General features: G+C 66.3%; 21 protein-coding genes. 3 read left to right on the forward strand and 18 right to left on the reverse strand.

Going from position 1 to position 18,467, the window contains the following annotated elements; translation table 11 throughout:
• Positions 1 to 78 precede the first annotated feature (78 nt).
• The 12 genes from recX to rlmE all read right to left on the reverse strand — a co-directional run bounded on the left by recX (position 79) and on the right by rlmE (position 12,094).
• The gene (gene recX / locus MRBLST15_RS05475) at positions 79 to 570 is read right to left on the reverse strand and encodes a recombination regulator RecX (RefSeq protein WP_265952285.1); all 492 of its coding nucleotides are present in this window, start codon (positions 568 to 570) and stop codon (positions 79 to 81) included.
• Positions 571 to 679: 109 nt separating this feature from the next.
• Positions 680 to 1,717, reverse strand: a complete 1,038-nt coding sequence (gene recA / locus MRBLST15_RS05480; protein WP_025878921.1) for a recombinase RecA — start codon at positions 1,715 to 1,717, stop codon at positions 680 to 682.
• A 201-nt stretch (positions 1,718 to 1,918) separates the two neighbouring features.
• Positions 1,919 to 2,554: a transcriptional repressor LexA gene (lexA, locus tag MRBLST15_RS05485; protein ID WP_089240271.1), complete on the reverse strand. Its 636-nt coding sequence runs from the start codon at positions 2,552 to 2,554 to the stop codon at positions 1,919 to 1,921.
• A 114-nt stretch (positions 2,555 to 2,668) separates the two neighbouring features.
• Entirely contained in the window at positions 2,669 to 4,351 is a 1,683-nt protein-coding gene (ubiB, locus tag MRBLST15_RS05490; RefSeq protein ID WP_205405303.1) for a 2-polyprenylphenol 6-hydroxylase, read from the reverse strand.
• A gap of 35 nt (positions 4,352 to 4,386) precedes the next feature.
• Positions 4,387 to 4,881, reverse strand: coding sequence for a CinA family protein (locus tag MRBLST15_RS05495; RefSeq protein ID WP_025878918.1), 495 nt, complete (start codon positions 4,879 to 4,881; stop codon positions 4,387 to 4,389).
• Positions 4,882 to 4,984: 103 nt separating this feature from the next.
• Positions 4,985 to 6,295, reverse strand: a complete 1,311-nt coding sequence (gene hflX, locus MRBLST15_RS05500; RefSeq protein WP_100464744.1) for a ribosome rescue GTPase HflX — start codon at positions 6,293 to 6,295, stop codon at positions 4,985 to 4,987.
• Between the two features lie 14 nt (positions 6,296 to 6,309).
• Entirely contained in the window at positions 6,310 to 6,585 is a 276-nt protein-coding gene (hfq, locus tag MRBLST15_RS05505; RefSeq protein ID WP_025878916.1) for an RNA chaperone Hfq, read from the reverse strand.
• Between the two features lie 95 nt (positions 6,586 to 6,680).
• Positions 6,681 to 7,634, reverse strand: coding sequence for a tRNA (adenosine(37)-N6)-dimethylallyltransferase MiaA (gene miaA, locus MRBLST15_RS05510; RefSeq protein WP_367785430.1), 954 nt, complete (start codon positions 7,632 to 7,634; stop codon positions 6,681 to 6,683).
• The gene (gene folP, locus MRBLST15_RS05515; RefSeq protein ID WP_312705065.1) at positions 7,634 to 8,530 is read right to left on the reverse strand and encodes a dihydropteroate synthase; all 897 of its coding nucleotides are present in this window, start codon (positions 8,528 to 8,530) and stop codon (positions 7,634 to 7,636) included. Before folP ends, miaA begins: the two co-directional genes overlap by 1 nt.
• A 643-nt stretch (positions 8,531 to 9,173) precedes the next feature.
• Positions 9,174 to 9,359, reverse strand: a complete 186-nt coding sequence (locus MRBLST15_RS05520; protein WP_100464731.1) for a hypothetical protein — start codon at positions 9,357 to 9,359, stop codon at positions 9,174 to 9,176.
• A gap of 98 nt (positions 9,360 to 9,457) precedes the next feature.
• Positions 9,458 to 11,395: an ATP-dependent zinc metalloprotease FtsH gene (ftsH, locus tag MRBLST15_RS05525; protein WP_162292006.1), complete on the reverse strand. Its 1,938-nt coding sequence runs from the start codon at positions 11,393 to 11,395 to the stop codon at positions 9,458 to 9,460.
• Between the two features lie 66 nt (positions 11,396 to 11,461).
• Entirely contained in the window at positions 11,462 to 12,094 is a 633-nt protein-coding gene (gene rlmE, locus MRBLST15_RS05530) for a 23S rRNA (uridine(2552)-2'-O)-methyltransferase RlmE (protein WP_100464728.1), read from the reverse strand.
• A gap of 64 nt (positions 12,095 to 12,158) precedes the next feature.
• Here rlmE and yhbY point away from each other — a divergent pair, with 64 nt between their 5' ends.
• Positions 12,159 to 12,464, forward strand: a complete 306-nt coding sequence (gene yhbY / locus MRBLST15_RS05535) for a ribosome assembly RNA-binding protein YhbY (protein ID WP_025878910.1) — start codon at positions 12,159 to 12,161, stop codon at positions 12,462 to 12,464.
• Positions 12,465 to 12,476: 12 nt separating this feature from the next.
• A complete protein-coding gene (locus MRBLST15_RS05540; RefSeq protein WP_265955983.1) occupies positions 12,477 to 12,851 on the forward strand; it encodes an Mth938-like domain-containing protein in 375 nt (124 codons plus the stop codon).
• Positions 12,852 to 13,170: 319 nt separating this feature from the next.
• Here the strand turns inward: MRBLST15_RS05540 and MRBLST15_RS05545 are convergent, their stop codons facing one another.
• Genes MRBLST15_RS05545 through surE form a run of 4 tightly spaced genes read right to left on the reverse strand, consistent with a single transcriptional unit; the run spans position 13,171 to position 16,040 of the window.
• On the reverse strand, positions 13,171 to 13,956 hold the full coding sequence (locus MRBLST15_RS05545; protein ID WP_312705064.1) for a peptidoglycan DD-metalloendopeptidase family protein: 786 nt from the start codon (positions 13,954 to 13,956) through the stop codon (positions 13,171 to 13,173).
• A complete protein-coding gene (locus tag MRBLST15_RS05550) occupies positions 13,953 to 14,567 on the reverse strand; it encodes a YqaA family protein (protein WP_180167583.1) in 615 nt (204 codons plus the stop codon). The genes MRBLST15_RS05545 and MRBLST15_RS05550 overlap by 4 nt, the downstream gene beginning before the upstream one ends.
• 19 nt (positions 14,568 to 14,586) lie before the next feature.
• Positions 14,587 to 15,264, reverse strand: coding sequence for a protein-L-isoaspartate(D-aspartate) O-methyltransferase (locus MRBLST15_RS05555; RefSeq protein ID WP_367785431.1), 678 nt, complete (start codon positions 15,262 to 15,264; stop codon positions 14,587 to 14,589).
• Positions 15,261 to 16,040 (reverse strand): 5'/3'-nucleotidase SurE, encoded by a 780-nt coding sequence (surE, locus tag MRBLST15_RS05560; RefSeq protein ID WP_089240247.1) that lies wholly within the window; start codon positions 16,038 to 16,040, stop codon positions 15,261 to 15,263. Before surE ends, MRBLST15_RS05555 begins: the two co-directional genes overlap by 4 nt.
• 209 nt (positions 16,041 to 16,249) lie before the next feature.
• Here surE and MRBLST15_RS05565 point away from each other — a divergent pair, with 209 nt between their 5' ends.
• A complete protein-coding gene (locus tag MRBLST15_RS05565) occupies positions 16,250 to 16,789 on the forward strand; it encodes a Smr/MutS family protein (RefSeq protein ID WP_099820096.1) in 540 nt (179 codons plus the stop codon).
• Positions 16,790 to 16,932: 143 nt separating this feature from the next.
• Here the strand turns inward: MRBLST15_RS05565 and truD are convergent, their stop codons facing one another.
• Both truD and ispF read right to left on the reverse strand, forming a co-directional pair.
• Entirely contained in the window at positions 16,933 to 17,964 is a 1,032-nt protein-coding gene (gene truD, locus MRBLST15_RS05570) for a tRNA pseudouridine(13) synthase TruD (protein WP_367785432.1), read from the reverse strand.
• Entirely contained in the window at positions 17,961 to 18,458 is a 498-nt protein-coding gene (gene ispF, locus MRBLST15_RS05575; RefSeq protein ID WP_265953501.1) for a 2-C-methyl-D-erythritol 2,4-cyclodiphosphate synthase, read from the reverse strand. The genes truD and ispF overlap by 4 nt, the downstream gene beginning before the upstream one ends.
• Positions 18,459 to 18,467: the final 9 nt, after the last annotated feature.

Genomic DNA, 18,467 nt, shown 5'->3' on the forward strand with positions numbered 1-18,467 from the left:
CCGTGCCGCCGGCCGCAGTGGCCAGGGTCGAACGGACCGCCGAAACCCCAAAGGGTATCAGGCCCGGCGCCATCAGTCTCAGTCGTCCGGATCGTAACGGGTCGCACGGCGGATGCTGTCGCCCTCAAAGCCCCGGCGAGCCAGCAGATCGGCTGCCTTGCGACGCTGTGCGAGGTCCTGCGGGCCAGCCTCACCGAAGCGGCGACGGACCAGATCCCGGGCGTTCTCCGTCCAGTCGCCTTCAAAGGTCTCCATGGCGGCAGCGATCTGCTCGCTGTCCAGTCCATGGGTGCCCAGTTCGGCACGCACATGGATGGGGCCGTAGCCGGTATTGGCGCGCATGCGCACCAGATTTTCGGCAAACCGGGTGTCGTCCTGCCAGCCAGCCTCGGTCAGCTTGTCGACCGCGGCCTGCGCCGCCTCGCCCTCGATACCCCGGGAGGTCAGCTTGCGGGTCAACTCCTTGCGCGAATGCTCCCGCCGTACCAGCAACCCCAGGGCACGCTGGACGGGGGTCTGTTCGCGTACACGGCGCTTGCGGCCGGGTTCCGGGGCGTCGGAATCGTTCATGCTCGCCTTCAATCAAATGCGCCGTCCCTGGCGCGTCCCCCGTCGGGGAAACCGAATCTGCAGGACAGGGCGACGTCACTGACGGCGCCGCCCTGCCCCACAGCAAGCCTTACTCGTCGTCGCCTTCGTCTTCGCCTTCCTCACGGACGGCTTCGGTCGGCTGGAACTTTTCGCGCAGCTCGGCCTCGAGCTTCGCGGCAACCTGCGGGTTGTCGCGCAGATAGCCACGAGCGTTGTCCTTGCCCTGGCCAATGCGCTCTTCACCGTAGCTGTACCAGGCACCGGCCTTCTCGACCAGCTTGGCCTCCACGCCCATATCGATCAGTTCGCCTTCGCGGCTGATGCCTTCGCCATACAGGATCTCGGTGATGACCTGCTTGAACGGCGGCGCCAGCTTGTTCTTGACGACCTTGATCTTGGTCTGGTTGCCGATGATCTCGTCGCCCTTCTTGATCGCACCGATACGGCGGATGTCCAGGCGGACCGAGGCATAGAACTTCAGCGCGTTACCGCCGGTGGTCACTTCCGGACTCTGGCCCGGCATCATCACACCGATCTTCATGCGCAACTGGTTGATGAACACCACCAGGGTGTTCGAACGCTTGATGTTGCCGGTCAGCTTGCGCAGCGCCTGGCTCATCAGGCGAGCCTGCAGGCCCGGCAGCTGGTCGCCCATCTCGCCTTCGATTTCGGCCTTCGGGGTCAACGCGGCGACCGAGTCGACCACCAGGATGTCCACCGAGCCGGAGCGGACCAGCATGTCGGCGATTTCAAGCGCCTGCTCACCGGTATCCGGCTGCGACAGCAGCAGATCGTCGACGTTGACACCCAGCTTGCCAGCGTAGATCGGGTCCAGTGCGTGTTCGGCATCGATGAAGGCCGCCGTACCGCCCAGCTTCTGGCACTCGGCGATGGCCTGCAGGGTCAAGGTGGTCTTGCCGGAGGATTCCGGTCCGTAGATTTCCACCACGCGGCCCTTGGGCAGGCCACCAATGCCCAATGCGATATCCAGCATCAGAGAACCGGTCGGAATCGCCTCGACGGGCTCGACCACACGGTCGCCCATGCGCATCACCGAGCCCTTGCCGAACTGCTTTTCGATCTGGCCCAGAGCTGCAGCGAGGGCGCGCTTCTTGTTCTCGTCCATCGGATTGGTCCTTGCAGAGGTCACGTCGTTGGAGGTGCTGTCTTTGGAAGTCTTCTTGGCCATGGGTTCACTTTAAGGCTGGCGTATCGCACAGGCTGAGATTCTGCCCGGCGTTCGGAAAAAAATTATCGGACATCCGTACCAACCTCAGCAGAACCAGAGAATCGCCACAAAAGACCGCGGGAATTGCAGGGTGAATCGTCAACGGTTCGGTCGCAGCAGCCCGCAGTACAGGCCCTCGATCGAGAAATCCTGGTCAGGAAGCACGTCGATCGGTTTGTAATCGGGATTGCGCGGCAGCAACCGGATCCGGTCCTTGGCGATCTTCAACAGCTTGACGGTGATCTCGTCATCGATGCGGGCCACCACGATCTGCCCCGAATGGGCGTCACGGGTGCGGTGCACACCGATCAGGTCGCCATCGAAGATGCCTTCGTCGATCATCGAGTCGCCCTGCACCTTCAGCAGGTAGTCCGGCGCCGGCGAGAAGAACACCCGGTCCAGCACCACGAAATCATCCGAGCCGATGTCGGCGCCGATCGGCAGACCCGCCGCGACCCGTCCCAGGATCGGCAGGCGCAGGACGCTGTCGGGCAGGCCCGGCTCGGCAACCTTCTCCACCGGTGGTGCCTGCACCAAGCGGATGCCGCGTGCCTGGCCCGGTACGCGGCGGATCGCCCCGGCCTGCTCCAGCGCCTCCAGGTGGTACTGCGCTGCTCGCACCCCCTTGAAGCCGAAGGCACGTGCGATTTCAGTCTGCGAAGGGGGTGCCCCTTCGCTCTCGATACGCTCGGCGATCAACTGCAGGATCGCCTGCTGGGTGTCGGTCAGGTCCATGGTTAGTAGTATTACTACTAACTCCCGGGACTGCAAGTGCCGGGGCCGACAAGGTGAAAGCAGCCGGTCAGCGGTCGGCTCTACAGGAATCCCTGCGCGATTCCGCCGTCATATCTAGGTGTGTTTACCGCTGCGCCAGATCGAGAACAGGATCCACACCCCGCAGAATCCTGCGCCGATGAACCCGCACACGCCCAGCGCCAGCAGCCAGCGACTGGAGACGCCCCCTACGCTGTGCATCACGATCGAAGAGCCGATGATCAGGGCCGCAGTGACGATGCCCATCACCAGCCGGTTCGCGGCGCGATTGACCTGGTCGCCGAAGCCCTGCAGCGCGCTGGTCTCGACCTTCAGCTGCAGGCGGCCACGGCGCGCAGCCTGGACCAGCTTGCGCAGATCCCGCGGCAACTCACCGGCAAAGTCGATCATGCCCAGCAGACTGCGTCGGCCACGCTTGAACAACGCCCGCGGTGCATAGCGCTGCAGTACCACCCGCTCCAGGAACGGGCGCGCGGCGCTGGCCATGTCGAAATCCGGATCCAACTGGCGGCCCATGCCCTCCAGGGTCAGGAAGGCCTTGATCATCAATGCCAGATCCGCCGGCAGGGTCAGGTTGTAGCTGCGCAGCAGCTGGGTGATATCGCCCAGCATCAGGCCGATGCGCAGGTCCTTCAGCGGCACGCCACGGTACTGGTCGACGAACAGGCTGATGTCGTGCTGCAACCGGTTCTCGTCCACCTCCACGCCCCCCGCCCAGTCCAGCAGCACATCGGCCACCCCCTGCGGGTCCTGTTCCACCAGACCATGCAGCAGCTGCGCGACCTGGAAACGGCGCACCTCCGACAAGGCACCGACCATGCCGAAATCGATCACGCCGATGCGGCCGTCGCGCAGGTAGATGATGTTGCCCGGGTGCGGATCGGCGTGGAAGCTGCCGTCCTCCAGCACCATCTTCAATACGATGTCGGCACCACGGCGGGCCAGTTCACGGCGGTCGAGGCCGGCTGCATCGACACCGGCCAGATCACGCCCCGCGATGCCGTCGACGAAATCCTGGACATTCAGGCTTTCGCAGGTCCATTGCCAGTGCACCGCCGGAATCAGAATGTCGTCACGGCCCTCGAAGTTGCGCGCGATGCGCTCGGCGTTGCGGCACTCCGCGGCGAAATCCAGCTCGCGCCGCAGCGATACGGTGAACTGCTGCACCACCTCGGCAGGCCGGTAGCGGCGCAGGTCCGGCAGGCGTGCTTCGACGATCTCGGCCAGCCGTGCCAGCAATCGCAGATCGGCTTCAACCACGTCACGGATACCGGGGCGGCGCACCTTCAACACCACTTCGCGGCCGTCCCGCAGCCGCGCACGGTGGGCCTGGGCCAATGAAGCAGCCGCCATCGGGGTTTCATCAAGGAAGGCGAACACCTGCGACGGCGGCGCACCGAGGTCGGCCTCCAGCTGGTCGCGGATCTTCTCGTAGGGCAATGCAGGGACCGCGTTCTGCAACTCGGAGAGTTCGGCGATCCAGTCCGGCGGCAGCAGATCGACGCGGGTGGCGAGCACCTGGCCCAGCTTCACGAAGGTCGGACCGAGATCCTGCAGGGCGCTGCGCACGCGTACCGGCGCAGTCATCCGCAGCATTTCCTGCCGCTCCTCGTTCCAGTGCAGCAGGCGGCCGGTACGTTCCAGCACCGTGGCCAAGCCGATGCGCCGCACGACGTCGCCGAAGCCGTAGCGGATCAGGACAGCGGCGATTTCCTGCAGCCGGCCAAGGTCACGGACGGTGCCCAGCGTCTCCCACATCGTTGCCTACTCCGGTTGATTGCCGGAGCAGCATGTCACAGCTGGGCGTCGATACCGTGCAATGCCGCCGCTACGGTTTGCCGGCGGATGGCTTCACGGTCACCGTCGAACTGGAACAATTCGGCACGGGCATAGCCGCCGCGGCGCTTCCAGCCGATCCAGACACTGCCGACCGGCTTGTCCGGGCTGCCACCGCCCGGCCCAGCGATACCGGTCACGGCCACCGCGATGCCGGCACCGGAATTGACCAGCGCCCCGGACACCATCTCCAGCACGGCTTCGCGGCTGACCGCACCGAACTGCTCCAACGTCTGCGCGCGCACGCCGAGCAGGCGCTGCTTGGCTTCGTAGCTGTAAACCACCATGCCGCAGTCGAAGAACGCCGAGGAACCGGCGATGTCGGTCATGCACTTGGCGATCCAGCCACCGCTGCAGCTTTCAGCAGTCACCAGCTGCAGTGAAGCCTGCTGCAGGCGCTGGCCCAGCGCAGCGGCCTGGGCGTTGAGTTCGGCGTCGGTCGGGAAGGCCATCGGGGTAGCTGAAAGGTGAAGAACCTGCACGTTGTACCGCAGATCGTAAGGTGGTGTCGCGGCACGGGGCCGCAGGAACTGCCGGCCAGCGGCCGGCACTACCTCACCATTCGGGCAGCTTTTCCGGCAGCAGGGCCCGGATCGGCTCGCCATCGGCGCTGGCCGCCAGCTTCTCGGCCTCGGCGATGGGAAGATCGACCTGCAACAGCCAGCCGTCTTCATCAGCCTGTTCACTGCGGACCACTTCCAGCTGGTGCAGGCGCGCGCGCAGGCGGCCGGCACTGGGCGGCAGGCGCAGCTCGCCGGTGACGTGCTGCAGACCCAAGCGCTTGCCAAGCACGGCCTGCAACAGCTCGATGCCCTGCCCGTCACGTGCGGAAATCCACACCCGCTCACGCCGCGATTCGTCCGGCACGCCATCCTGGCCATCGTGGCGCACGTCGGCACCCTCGATGCGGTCGATCTTGTTGAACACCAGCAACTGCGGCAGGTCGCCGGCACCGACGGCGGTCAGCACTTCGTCGACCTGGGCGATGCGCTCCTCGCGGTGCGGATCGGCGGCATCGACAAGGTGCAGCAGGAAATCCGCTTCCCGCGCTTCAGACAGGGTCGAGCGGAAGGCTGCTACCAGGTCATGCGGCAGGTCGCGCACGAAACCCACCGTATCGGCCAGCACGACGTTGCCACCGGGCACGGCGATCCGGCGCACGGTCGGATCCAGGGTGGCGAACAACTGGTCAGCCGCATAGGCCTCGGCGCCGGTCATCGCGTTGAACAAGGTCGATTTGCCGGCATTGGTGTAGCCCACCAGGGCCACGCGCGGCAACTCGCTGCGCACACGCGCACGGCGCATCTGGGTGCGCTGTACTTCGACTTTTTCCAGCCGCTTCTGCAGTTGTTCAACCCGCTTCTGCAGCAGGCGACGATCGGTTTCCAGCTGGGTTTCACCCGGGCCGCGCAGACCGATGGAACCGCCACGCTGACGCTCCAGATGGGTCCAGCCGCGCACCAGGCGTGTCGCCATATGGCGCAGCTGGGCCAGCTCGACCTGCAGCTTGCCTTCATGGCTTCGCGCACGCTGGGCGAAGATGTCCAGGATCAGACCGGTACGGTCGATCACCCGGCGCTCCAGGAAACGTTCCAGATTGCGTTCCTGGCCGGGGCTCAACGCGTGGTTGACCAGGATCAGGTCGGCGCCGGTTGCTTCGGCGGCGGCCTTGATCTCATCCAGCTTGCCGCTGCCGAGCAGGGTCGATGGATTGGGACGATCCAGGCGCGCGGTGATGGTCACCGCGATGCTGGCCCCAGCCGAGCGGGCCAGATCACCGAATTCTTCCAGCACATCGTCTTCCAGCTTGCCGAAATGCGGCTGGATCAACAGGGCGTGTTCACCCTTTTTCGAGCGGTCAAACATTCACCGCTCCAACATCATTCGTCTGCTTCATCACCCGCCTGACCATCCTCACCTGATTGCACGTACCCACCACCCGGGCCGACCTTGACGTTGCGCGCCGGCACCACGGTGGAAATGGCGTGCTTGTAGACCATTTGGCTGACGGTGTTGCGCAGCAGGACCACGAACTGATCGAACGATTCGATCGTGCCCTGCAGCTTGATGCCGTTGACCAGGTACACCGAAACCGGCACGCGCTCGCGCCGCAGTGCATTCAAGAAAGGATCCTGCAGCGATTGCCCCTTGGACATTGCACACTCCTGATTATTGTTCTTATTGGTAGCCGGCGGTTGCCGCGGCCCCCGAGCCGCTTGCCGGCCCATGATGGTACACGGCCAGCGTCGGTTCAGCGTGCAACGAAGGTCGACACCGCGCCTGCCAGGCGCTCCCCATCCATATGGGGGTCGAACCAGCGTGCATCAAGCTCGCCACGCAGCCAGGTCAGCTGGCGCTTGGCCAGTTGCCGGGTGGCGAAAATGGACTTGTCACGGAAGCGGGCCTCGTCCCGCTCGCCGTCCAGGTACTCCCAGGCCTGGCGGTACCCCACCGCGCGGACGGCCGGCAGGTCCAGCGGCGCAGCCACCGCCCGCATTTCCGGCAACGAACGCAGGGCGCGCACTTCGTCGAGAAAGCCGTGGGCGAGCATGGCATCGAAGCGGGCCTCGATGCGCTGGTGCAGCACGGCGCGGTCGCGCGGCGCCAGAATCAGCTTCAATGTGCGCACCGGCAACGGTGCCACGCCAGGCCGGCGCTGCCATTCACTGATCGGCGTGCCGGTCAGGCGGTAGACCTCCAGCGCCCGCTGGATGCGTTGCGGGTCGGTGGCATGGATGCGTGCTGCGGCGACGGGATCGACGGTGGCCAGTTCGGCGTGCAGGGCGGCCCAGCCACGCTCGGCGGCCTCGGCGCTCAACGCATCGCGCATCGCCGGGTCTGCCTCCGGCATCGGCGACAGCCCCTGCAGCAGCGCACGGAAGTACAGGCCGGTGCCGCCGGCCAGGATCGGCGTCTTGCCCCGGGCAACGATGTCGGCCACCACGCGGCCGGCATCGGCGGCGAACTCGGCGGCCGAATAGGTCTGCCAGGGATCGCGCAGGTCCAGCAGGTGGTGCGGTGCCTGCGCGCGTTCGCCGGCATCAGGCTTGGCCGAACCGATATCCAGCCCGCGATAGACCAGCGCCGAATCGACGCTGACGATTTCGCCGTCCAGCTGCTGCGCCAGCGCGATCGCGGTCGCTGTCTTGCCACTGGCGGTCGGCCCCATCACGGCGATCGCCAGCGGCCGTTGATCGACAGCCATCAGTCTTCGTCCGGCCAACGGAGGCTCGGCTTGGCATCCACCCGGAGGGCGGGCACCGCATCGACCGCCTGCCAGATCTTCAACGTATCGACCGTGGCTGCAACGTCATGCACGCGCACGATACGGGCACCGCGCTGGACGGCGATGAGGTGTGCGGCCACTGACGCAGCGACACGCTCTGCCGGTGACTCGCGACCGGTCAGCTCGCCCAGGCTGCGTTTGCGCGACAGTCCGGCCAGCATCGGCACACCCAGCTCGAGAAAACGCTCGGAACGGGCCAGCAGGGTGATGTTGTGCGCAGTGGTCTTGCCGAAGCCGAAGCCGAGGTCGATCAGCAGATTCTTCTTGGCGATGCCGGCCATCTCGGCGGCGAACAAGCGCTGCACCAGGAAGCCATGGACCTCGGTGACGACATCGTCGTACTGCGGATCGGCCTGCATGTGGCCCGGCTCGCCCTGCATGTGCATCAGCACCACCGGAACGCCTGCGTCTGCCGCTGCCTCCAGCGCGCCCTCCTGACGCAGGCCGAAGATGTCGTTGATCATCCCGGCCCCTGCGGCCACTGCAGCACGCATCACCTCCGGCTTGAAGGTGTCGATGCTGATCGGCACCGCCGTGCGTGCCGCCAGCTGCTCGATGACCGGCACGACCCGACGCAGTTCCTCGTCGATCGACACCGGCGCCGCGCCCGGGCGGGTGGATTCGCCGCCGATGTCGAGCAGGTCGGCGCCCTCCTCCACCAGCTTCAGGCCATGCGCGACCGCCGCTTCGGTGGTGTCATGGGCACCGCCGTCGGAGAACGAATCGGGGGTGACGTTGACGATCCCCATGACCCGGGCACGGTCCAGGCGCAGGATGCGGCCGGCGCAATCGAGCTGGGGAGAGATATCGAACATGGCAGATCCTGCGGGCAACGAAGGGTAGTTTACGGCGGCAGCGCTGCGCCCTGCACCCGCAGAGGCCAGGGCTGGAGCAACAGCAACAGCGGGTTTCCGTGGGATGGCGGGGTGGGTCCGGTTGCGGGGGACGCCGTGAACCCGTCCTTGGGGGCTTGGCCGCGGCTTGCTCGTGTGCGCTGTCCTGCGCACACGGCAAGACCGGGGTTGGGCGTCCTGCCCAACCCGCCCGAGGCATGCCTCGGGCCCATGCCGCGGACACCCCCGCAACCGGACCCACCCCGCCTTCGACAGTTTTCCGGTGGCCAGTAGATCCACGCCATGCGTGGATGAATCTCCATCGGAATCGAATATGTCGACAATTGAACGAAGAGCATCCACGCATGGCGTGGATCTACGTGTCGACCAAGGTCGACACCTACCAACAGCAGCCCAACAGCAGCGGGGAATCGTCGAAGGCGGGGCGGTGTCGGATTGCGGGGTGTCAGCCGCATGGATGCCGCGGCCAAGCCCCCAGGGATGGGTTCACGGCGTCCCCGCAATCCGACACCGCCCCGCCATGCCACGGAACCCCAGCCGTTGCCGTTGCTTCGGTGGTCGCTGTGGCCTCTGCGGGTGCAGGGCGCAGCCCTGCCGCAGAACCCTACTTGCGCCGACGCTTCCGGTCCACGTACAGCGTCTTGATGATGCTCAGCAGGATGCCCACCGCGATACCCACGCCACAGCCCAGCAGCAGATTGTCCACGGTCAGGCCAACAGCGACGCCGACCACGGTGGCGATCACCATTTCGGCAGTGTGGGAAATCGGTTCAGGCTTGGGGGCGGACATGCGGACTCCAGCGGACGGTCGGGATCGGATGGGCCGGGGCCCGGAAACAACAAGGCCGGGTTGCCCCGGCCTCGTCTTGCATTGCGTACGGCAGGCCGTCAGATCGATTCGGCCGGACCGGCGATCGGCGGCAGCGGACGGGCGTCGCCACCCTTGTCATTGCCGCCATCATCCTTGCTCGACTTGGTCCAACCCATCGGCGGCGGCGGATCGCGGCCTTCCATGATGGCGTCGATCTGCGGCGCGTCGATGGTTTCGTACTGCAGCAGCAACTGGGTCATCGCATGCAGCTTGTCGACGTTGGCGGTCAGCAGCTCGGTGGTCCGGGCATAGGCCTTGTCCAGGATGCTGCGCACTTCCTCATCGATGCGGCGCGCCGTGTCGTTGGACACGCTCTTGTGCTGGGTGACCGAACGGCCGAGGAACACTTCATCGTCCTCTTCACCGTAGGCGATCGGGCCAAGGGTCTCCGACAGGCCCCACTTGGTGACCATGTTGCGGGCCATCTTAGTGGCACGCTCGATGTCGTTGGACGCACCGGTGGTGACCTTGTCCGGCCCGAAGATCAGTTCTTCGGCGACGCGACCGCCATACAGCGAGCACAGCTGCGAGTTGATCGCCACGCGGTTGATCGAGTACTTGTCGCCTTCCGGCAGGTACATGGTCACACCCAGCGCACGGCCGCGCGGAATGATGGTGACCTTGTAGACCGGATCGTGCTCGGGCACCAGGCGACCGACGATGGCGTGACCGGCTTCGTGATAAGCGGTGAGGGTCTTCTCCTCCTCGCTCATGGCCATCGAGCGGCGCTCGGCGCCCATCAGGATCTTGTCGCGGGCACGATCGAAGTGGTCCATGCGGACCTCCTTCTCGTTGCCACGGGCGGCGAACAGGGCGGCCTCGTTGCAGAGGTTGGCCAGGTCGGCACCGGAGAAGCCCGGGGTACCACGCGCGATCACCATCGGCACGACGTCGTCGGCCAGCGGCAGCTTGCGCATGTGCACCTTGAGGATGTGCTCGCGGCCCTTCACGTCCGGCAGACCGACCACCACCTGGCGGTCGAAGCGGCCCGGACGCAGCAGCGCCGGGTCCAGCACGTCCGGACGGTTGGTCGCAGCGATCACGATCACGCCTTCGCCGCCTTCAAAACCGTCCATTTCGACCAGCAGTTGGTTCAGGGTCTGCTCGCGCTCGTCATGACCGCCGCCCAGGCCGGCACCACGGTGGCGGCCGACGGCGTCGATTTCATCGATGAAGATGATGCACGGCGCATGCTTCTTGGCCTGCTCGAACATGTCGCGCACACGGCTGGCGCCGACGCCGACGAACATTTCCACGAAGTCCGAACCGGAGATCGAGAAGAACGGCACCTTGGCTTCGCCTGCGATGGCCTTGGCCAGCAGCGTCTTGCCGGTACCCGGCGGGCCGACCATCAGCACGCCGCGCGGGATCTTGCCGCCGAGCTTGGTGAACTTGGACGGGTCACGCAGGAAGTCGACCAGTTCGCCGACTTCTTCCTTGGCCTCGTCGCAGCCGGCAACGTCGGCGAAGGTGACCTTGATCTGGTCTTCGCCCTGCAGCTTGGCGCGCGACTTGCCGAAGGACATCGCGCCCTTGGCACCGCCGCCACCGCCCTGCATCTGCCGCATGATGAACAACCAGAAGCCGATGATCAGGATGACCGGCAGGAAATTCATCAGGATCGCGCCGAGGGAGATGCCGCTGGACGGCTCTTCCTGCACGATCTCGACGTTCTTGGTGCGCAGCACGTTGATCAGGTCGCGATCGAACGGCGCGGTGATGGTGGACGACTGTCCACCACGGGTGGTGTAGGTGATCTGGCTGGTACCGCCGCGCGTATCGCCGCCGAAGGCGACCTTCTGCACGTTGCCGGTGTCCACCTGGTCCAGGAACTGCGAGTACGAAGCGCCCTGCGCCCCGGCCCCCGAGGTCTTGGGCGAGAAGCTCTGGAAGACCACCATCAGCACGACGGCGACGACCACCCATAGCAGGAGGTTCTTGGTCAAGTCGTTCATCCTCATTGGCTCCGGTGTTCCTCTCAGTGCTGGCGTTGCGTTGGGGTCGAACTTACGGGGTCGAGCTTACTTCATGTGGGCGCGTTTTCCCTGACCCAAGGCATACACCTCGGGAGAGCGCTTGCGCGAGGCTTCCGGCTTGCGGATGGAGACCTTGTCGTACCGGCGGCGCATGTCGCGCACGTAGTCGTCAAAGCCTTCGCCCTGGAACAGCTTGATCAGGAATGCCCCACCGGTCTTGAGGTGGTTGTCGGCAAAATCCAGCGCCAGCTCCGCCAGGTGCATCATCCGCGGCTGGTCGACCGCGCCCACACCACTCTTATTGGGGGCCATGTCCGACAGCACAAGGTCTACCGGCTGATCCCCGAGCATGGCTTCAAACTCTGATAGGACGGTTTCTTCCCTGAAGTCACCATGAAGGAACTCCACGCCGGCCAGTGGCGGCATGTCCAGGATGTCCAGGGCCAGCACGCGGCCGGTATCGCCGATCTGTCTCCGAACCTGCTGAGACCAGCCACCCGGCGCCGCCCCGAGGTCGACCACCACCATGTGCGGCTTCAGCAACCGGTCACGTTCGAGCAGTTCTTCGAGCTTGTAGGCCGCACGGGAGCGCATGCCTTCGGCCTGGGCCTTCTTCACGAAGGGATCGGAGAAATGTTCCTTGAGCCAGCGCTGGCTGCTTTTGCTGCGGGTAGCCATTGGAAATAGGGGCTGATGGGGTCGCCATGATACCCTGATCGTCCCATTCAACCGTGTTTTCTGCATGCCCACTGCCTTGACCCCTTCCCAGACCCGTTTCCTGCGCGGCCAAGCCCACGACCTGAAGGCCTTGCTGCAGACCGGCGGCAAGGGCGTCACGCCGGCCTTCCTGACCGAGCTGAACGAAGTGCTGGAGCGCCACGAACTGGTCAAGGTGAAGGTTGCCGCCGAAGACCGTGACGCCCGAGACGTGATGATCGGCGAGATCGTGCAGGCTACCGACAGCGCGCTGGTGCAGCGTATCGGCCATGTGGCCGTGCTGTACCGCCCGAGCAAGGAACACCGCCAGATCGTGCTGCCGCGCGGCTGATCGGTCCCTGCCATGCAGCTGAACCACGAACAGCCCGACTACGCCTACAGCCTGCGCGCCGCTGACGGTCGCTCGGCGCGGGTGAATGATCGCGTTCTGGGCAACAGCTTCTTCCTGACGCCGGATCAGCTGGTCGAGCAGTGGCCGGTGACCGACGTCGCGGCGCTGCAGGTGACCGACCTTGAGCCGATCCTGGCACTGAAGCCGGCGTTGATACTCCTCGGCACCGGAGAGCGCCAAGCGTTCCCGCCGGCGGTTGTGATGGCCGCCTGCCTGTCGCGCGGTATCGGCCTGGAAGTGATGAACAATCCGGCCGCCGCGCGCACCTTCAACATTCTTGCCGGCGAAGGCCGCAAGGTGGCGGCCGCCTTCATTCTGGAAGGCTGAGGCCTGAAGCCGCCGGGCATGGCCTGGCGCCACCCTGGATCACACGTTGCGTGTAATGCCCGAGCCCATGCTCTGGCGGTGCCGTATCGCAGCAAAGATCAGCCGAGCATGGCTCGGCGCTACAGATGAGTCACGCCGGGCATGGCCCGGCGCTACCGTATCTGCCCGCGCTAGCGCGCCGGCAGGTATTGCTGCGGGTCGACCGGCTTGCCGTTGTAGCGGGTGAGCCGAGGGTGCTTGCGGCCCATGGGCCGCGCCCTCGGCGAACGCCCGGCGCGCGGCGCCGGGCCGGGGATCCGCCCGAAAGGCGGATGTCCGATCACTTCGCCGGCAGGTATTGCTGCGGGTCGACCGGCTTGCCGTTGTAGCGGATCTCGAAGTGCAGCATGTCCCGGTTGGCACCGGTACGGCCCATCTCGGCGATCTGCTCGCCGGCCTTCACGCTCTGCCCTTCATTGACCAGGCGCTTGCGGTTGTGGCCATAGGCCGACAGCCACTGGTCGCTGTGCTTGATGATGATCAGCTCGCCGTAGCCGACCAGGCCGGCGCCGGAATACACCACAACGCCATTAGCGGTGGCTTTCACCGGTGCGCCGCTGGTGCCGGCGATGTCCACACCCTGCTTGGTCGCGTCGCCGGCCACGTAGCGGCCCACGACTGCGCCATCGGCCGGCCAGCGCCAGGCGATGTTGCTCTTGACCGGACCGGCCGGACCCGGCGTCGGCGCGGTACTGCCACCGGACGTGCTGCCACTCGGGCGCGGCGCGGTCACCACGGTGGTCGGCGCACGGCCGCCACTGGAGCCGGCCGGATACAGGCGGATCACCTGCCCCGGGTAAATGGTCGACGGATTGTCCAGGTTGTTCCAGGCGATCAGGTCGGCCGGGGTGATGTCGTGGATGCGTGCCAGCGCATAGATGGTGTCGCCCTTGCGCACGACCACGTTCTGCCCTGGCTTGGGCACCGACGTCTTCGGCGTGCTGACGCCACTGCCGCCACTGCCACTGGGCCGGACCACGGTGGCGGTGCCACAGGCGGCCAGGGTGGATACCAGCAACGCCAGTGCGCCGATGCGCACTCCCTTGCTCAGACGATCTGCACTCATGCGAACTTCGACCTCCATACAAGCCAGGCGATCAGCACCACCACCAACGCGGTGGCGATCCAGCCCAGCGGTTCAATCCATCGGCGCAGCACTGCTTCGGCGCGCGCACCACCGATACGGATGACCGCGGCCAGCACGAACACGCGCTTGCCACGACCGATCAACATGCTCAACAGGTACTGCGGCATCGGCACACCGACGATACCCGATGCCCACGTGAAGACCTTCATCGGAATCGGCATGAAGCCACCCAGCACCAGGAAGGTGAACACCGCCCACGGCGACTCCACCATCTTGGCCTGCACGGTAGCGATGCCCTGCTCGATCGCCGGCAGCATGCCCAGCGCCTCGAACAGCGGCTTGACCGCCTCGAACGCGTAGTGGCCAAGCGCGTAACCGACCACCGCGCCAACCATCGAGCCGGCCAGGCTGAGGGTGGCGAACCACCAGCCGCGCTTGGGCTGGGCCACGCACATCGGCGCCAGCATCACTTCCGGCATCACCGGGAAGATGATGGCCTCGAAAAAGCTCAGCACCATCAGGTAGGTCGGCGCACGCTCGTGCGCGGCCCACTTCATCGCCCGCTCGTACAGCGGCCCGAAAATCTTCATGCAACCCTGCTCCGTGGATTCAATCGAGCATGCCAGACAGCAGCGGCACGAAGGTGACCGGCGCCAGCACGCGCTGTTCGATGCTGCCGTCGTCCTTGCGGTCGAGCTGCACCAGCGACTGTGCGCCTGCGCCACCGACCGGGGCGACCAGGCGGCCACCCCCGGCCAGCTGCTCGACCAGGGCATCGACCAGCGCCGGTGCGGCGGCGGTGACCACGATGGCGTCGAACGGACCATGCTCGGCCCAGCCAACGCGGCCGTCGTCGTGCTTGGTGCGAATGTTCATGCCCAGCGCACGGAAACGCTTGCGCGCCTGCCGCAGCAGATCGCCGATGCGCTCGACGGTATAGACCTCCAGCCCCAGCGCGCCGAGCACCGCCGCCTGGTAGCCCGAGCCGGTGCCCACTTCGAGCACCTTCTTCGGCGCCACCTGCAGCACGGCCTCGGTCATCCGCGCCACCACCCACGGCTGCGAAATGGTCTGGCCGTGGCCGATCGGCAGCGCGGTGTCTTCATACGCGCGCGAGGCCAGGGCCTCGTCGATGAACAGATGACGTGGCACCACCCGGATCGCGTTCAGCGTCGACTCGTCGACGATGCCGGCTTCGCGCAGGCGGTCGACCAGGCGGTCGCGCACGCGTTGCGAAGTCATGCCGATGCCGACCGCTTCCGGCTGCAGGCGCAGGCGTGGGCTCATGCCGGCTGGTCCAGCGCGGCGGTAAGGCCGCCGACCCAGCTGGCGACCTTTTCCAGCGCCTGGTAGCGGGTCAGGTCGACCTGGATCGGGGTGATCGAAATGTGGCCGGTGCGCACCGCATGGAAATCGGTACCGGGGCCGGAGTCCTGCTCGCGGCCGGCCGGACCGATCCAGTACACCTCGTTGCCGCGCGGATCCTTCTGCGCGATGCAGCCTTCGGCGCGATGGCGGTTGCCCAGGCGGGTGACTTCGAAGCCCTTGACCTCGCTCCACGGCAGGTCCGGCACATTGACGTTGAGAATGGTGTCGGCCGGCAGCGGATCGGCCTTCAGGCGGGCAACGATCTCCACCGCGGCACGCGCCGCCGTTTCGAAATGCTTCGGATCGTGGTTGCGGGTCACCAGCGACACCGCGACCGCGGGCAGGCCGAGGAAACGACCTTCCATCGCCGCCGAGACGGTGCCGGAATAGATCACGTCGTCACCGAGGTTGGCGGCATTGTTGATACCGGACACGACAATGTCAGGCTCGAACTCCAGCAGGCCGGTCAGCGCAAGGTGCACGCAGTCGGTGGGGGTGCCGGCCACCGACACGGTGTAGTGGTCGATGCGCTTGAGCCGGATCGGCAGATCCAGGGTCAGCGAATTGCTGGCGCCGGAACGATCGCGGTCCGGTGCGACCACCGTGACTTCATGCCCGGCCTCGCGCAGCACGGATGCAAGCATGCGGATGCCTGCCGCGTCGACACCGTCATCATTGCTGACCAGGATGCGCATCTTCGATTTAACCGCTTGATTTTCCAAGAATTCGATCCCGTCACCTTGCATCGTGGGCGAAACCGGCCCGTCTCCTCCAGGGAGGTGGCAGCTCCGCAAGTGCGCCGACTATTGTGCCGCAAGCGGGCGCTGGGTCCTACCCTGTCTGCGGTCACGGCCGACATCAAACGGTCATAGGCAGACCCGCGCAGCCGGTTTAACCTGTGCGCATGTCGCACCCTGAAGACGAAGATCCGGCTGCATTGTTCCGTGCAGCCATCGGCGAAGTGACGCCGCTGCGCAAGGAAGTGGAGCCCGCACCTGCCGCGCCGCGCCCCAAGCCGCGCGCGCGCATGGCCGAGCGCGACGACGCCGAAGCCGCCGGTGAGTTCGCCCGGCTGCTGCGCGACAACGCGCCGCTGGAAGCGGGCGACGTTGCCAGCTATCGGCGCGACAACCTGCCGCCACGTCTGTTCCAGCGCTTGAAGCGCGGGCAGTACTCGGTGCAGGACGAACTGGACCTGCATGGCGCCACTGCCGCGCAGGCCGAGGCGATGCTGCGCCAGTTCCTGCTGGAGGCGCATGCCCACGAGTACGGCTGCGTGCGCATCATCCACGGCAAGGGCCTGCAGTCCGATGGCAGTGCGCCCGTGTTGAAGAACCTGGTGGATCGACTGCTGCGCCTGCGCAACGACGTGTTGGCGTTCCATTCCGCCCCGACCGGGCAAGGCGGAACCGGCGCAGTGCTGGTGCTGCTGGCGCGGCGCTGACGTTCTGGCGGCTGGATTCATCCACGCATGGCGTGGATCTATTGACGGCCCATCCACGCATGGCGGGGATCTACTGGGGCGAGCGGAGGCAAGTAGATCCACGCCATGCGTGGATGCACTTCGCCTCCGCCCCCCTTTTTCTGTCAGGCCTGCGACGCGTCTTCGACCGGCCCGAGTTCGTGCAGGACCGCCGTGGCGTAGCAGCCCGGCGGCAGTGCGAAGGACAGCTCCAGCACGTCAGCGGCCAGCCACTGATGCTGCAGCAGCGCCGGACGCAGTCGCAGCGCGCGCCGCTCCTGCTTCAGCCGCGCCTCTTCCAGGCCGACACGCAGCGCCTTGGATTCGTCATCGTCCAGCGCCGCCAGTTCCAGCTCGCGGGCCACGTCAGTGCTGCGCAGCTCACCCTCGCCCCACAGCGGGGCGCTGGGGTGGATGTCGAAGCGCGCCAGGCGCTCGGCCAGCACGTCGCTGTACGGCTCGGGACCGAACACGCTGCGGCTGCCGTCCAGCATCCACACTTCACCCTGCAGCGGCTGGTCCCAACTGCCCTGCTCCACGCGCGCGGCCAGGACCCTGTTGAACAGCGCCGAACGGGCGGCCGACAACAGCAGCGAACGCTGGTCCTTGCGCATGCGGCGGCCACCGAACATCGCCAGCGCCGCCGGCACATTGCCACCATCACGACCGAAGCGCTGCTCGCCGAACCAGTTCGGCAGGCCGCGCATGGCGATCTGCTGCAGGCGCTCGTCGATTGCCGCGGCGTCACCCTGCACATCGCGCAGCACCAGCTTGAAGCGGTTGCCCGCCAGCGCACCGCGCTGCAGCTTGCGGTTGTGCCAGGTGGACTCGATCACCTCGATCTCGTCACTGGCCAGTTCGGCCAGGTCCGGCGCGACGCGCTTGGGCAGATGCACGCTGAAACGCTGGGTAGTGACCGCGTTGCGATCCTTCATGCCGGCATAGCTGACCGCCATTTCCGGCAGGCCCGCCCACTTGGCCAGCACCTTGGCCACGTGCACCGTGTTCGCGCCGCGCTTGCGGATATGCAGCAGCAGGTGCTCGCCTTCACCCGTCGCCTCGAAAGCGGGCAGCTCATCGACCTGGAAGTCTTCCGGCGTGGTGCGGATGCGCGCCTGCAGCAGCGGCGCGCCGAACGCGAGCGGCAACGGAATCATGCCGCCACCAGCAGAACGACGGCCTGCGCAGCGATACCTTCGCCCCGCCCGGTGAAGCCCAGCTTCTCGGACGTAGTGGCCTTGACGCTCACCGCATCCAGCGGCAGCTGCAGCAGTTCACCAATGCGCTCACGCATGGCCTGGGCATGCGGGCCGACCTTGGGCCGCTCGCAGATCACGGTGATGTCGGTGTTGCCGACACGCCAGCCGCGCTCGCGCAGCAGGCTGTCGCAGTGGCGCACGAACTCGCTGCTGTCCGCGCCCTTCCAGCGGTCATCGCTGGGCGGGAAGTGCTGGCCGATGTCACCCAGCGCGATCGCCCCGAGCATGGCGTCGCACAGCGCGTGCAGGATGACGTCGCCGTCGCTGTGCGCGAGCACGCCGCAACTGTGCGGTACCGCGATGCCGCCGAGCATGATGTGGTCGCCTTCACCGAAGGCATGGACGTCGTAGCCCTGACCGATACGGACGGGCGGGAACGGGGAGGTGCTCATGGATGCAGC

Source organism: Stenotrophomonas sp. LST15-1-1.1, assembly GCF_040815575.1.
Classification (GTDB): domain Bacteria; phylum Pseudomonadota; class Gammaproteobacteria; order Xanthomonadales; family Xanthomonadaceae; genus Stenotrophomonas; species Stenotrophomonas lactitubi_B.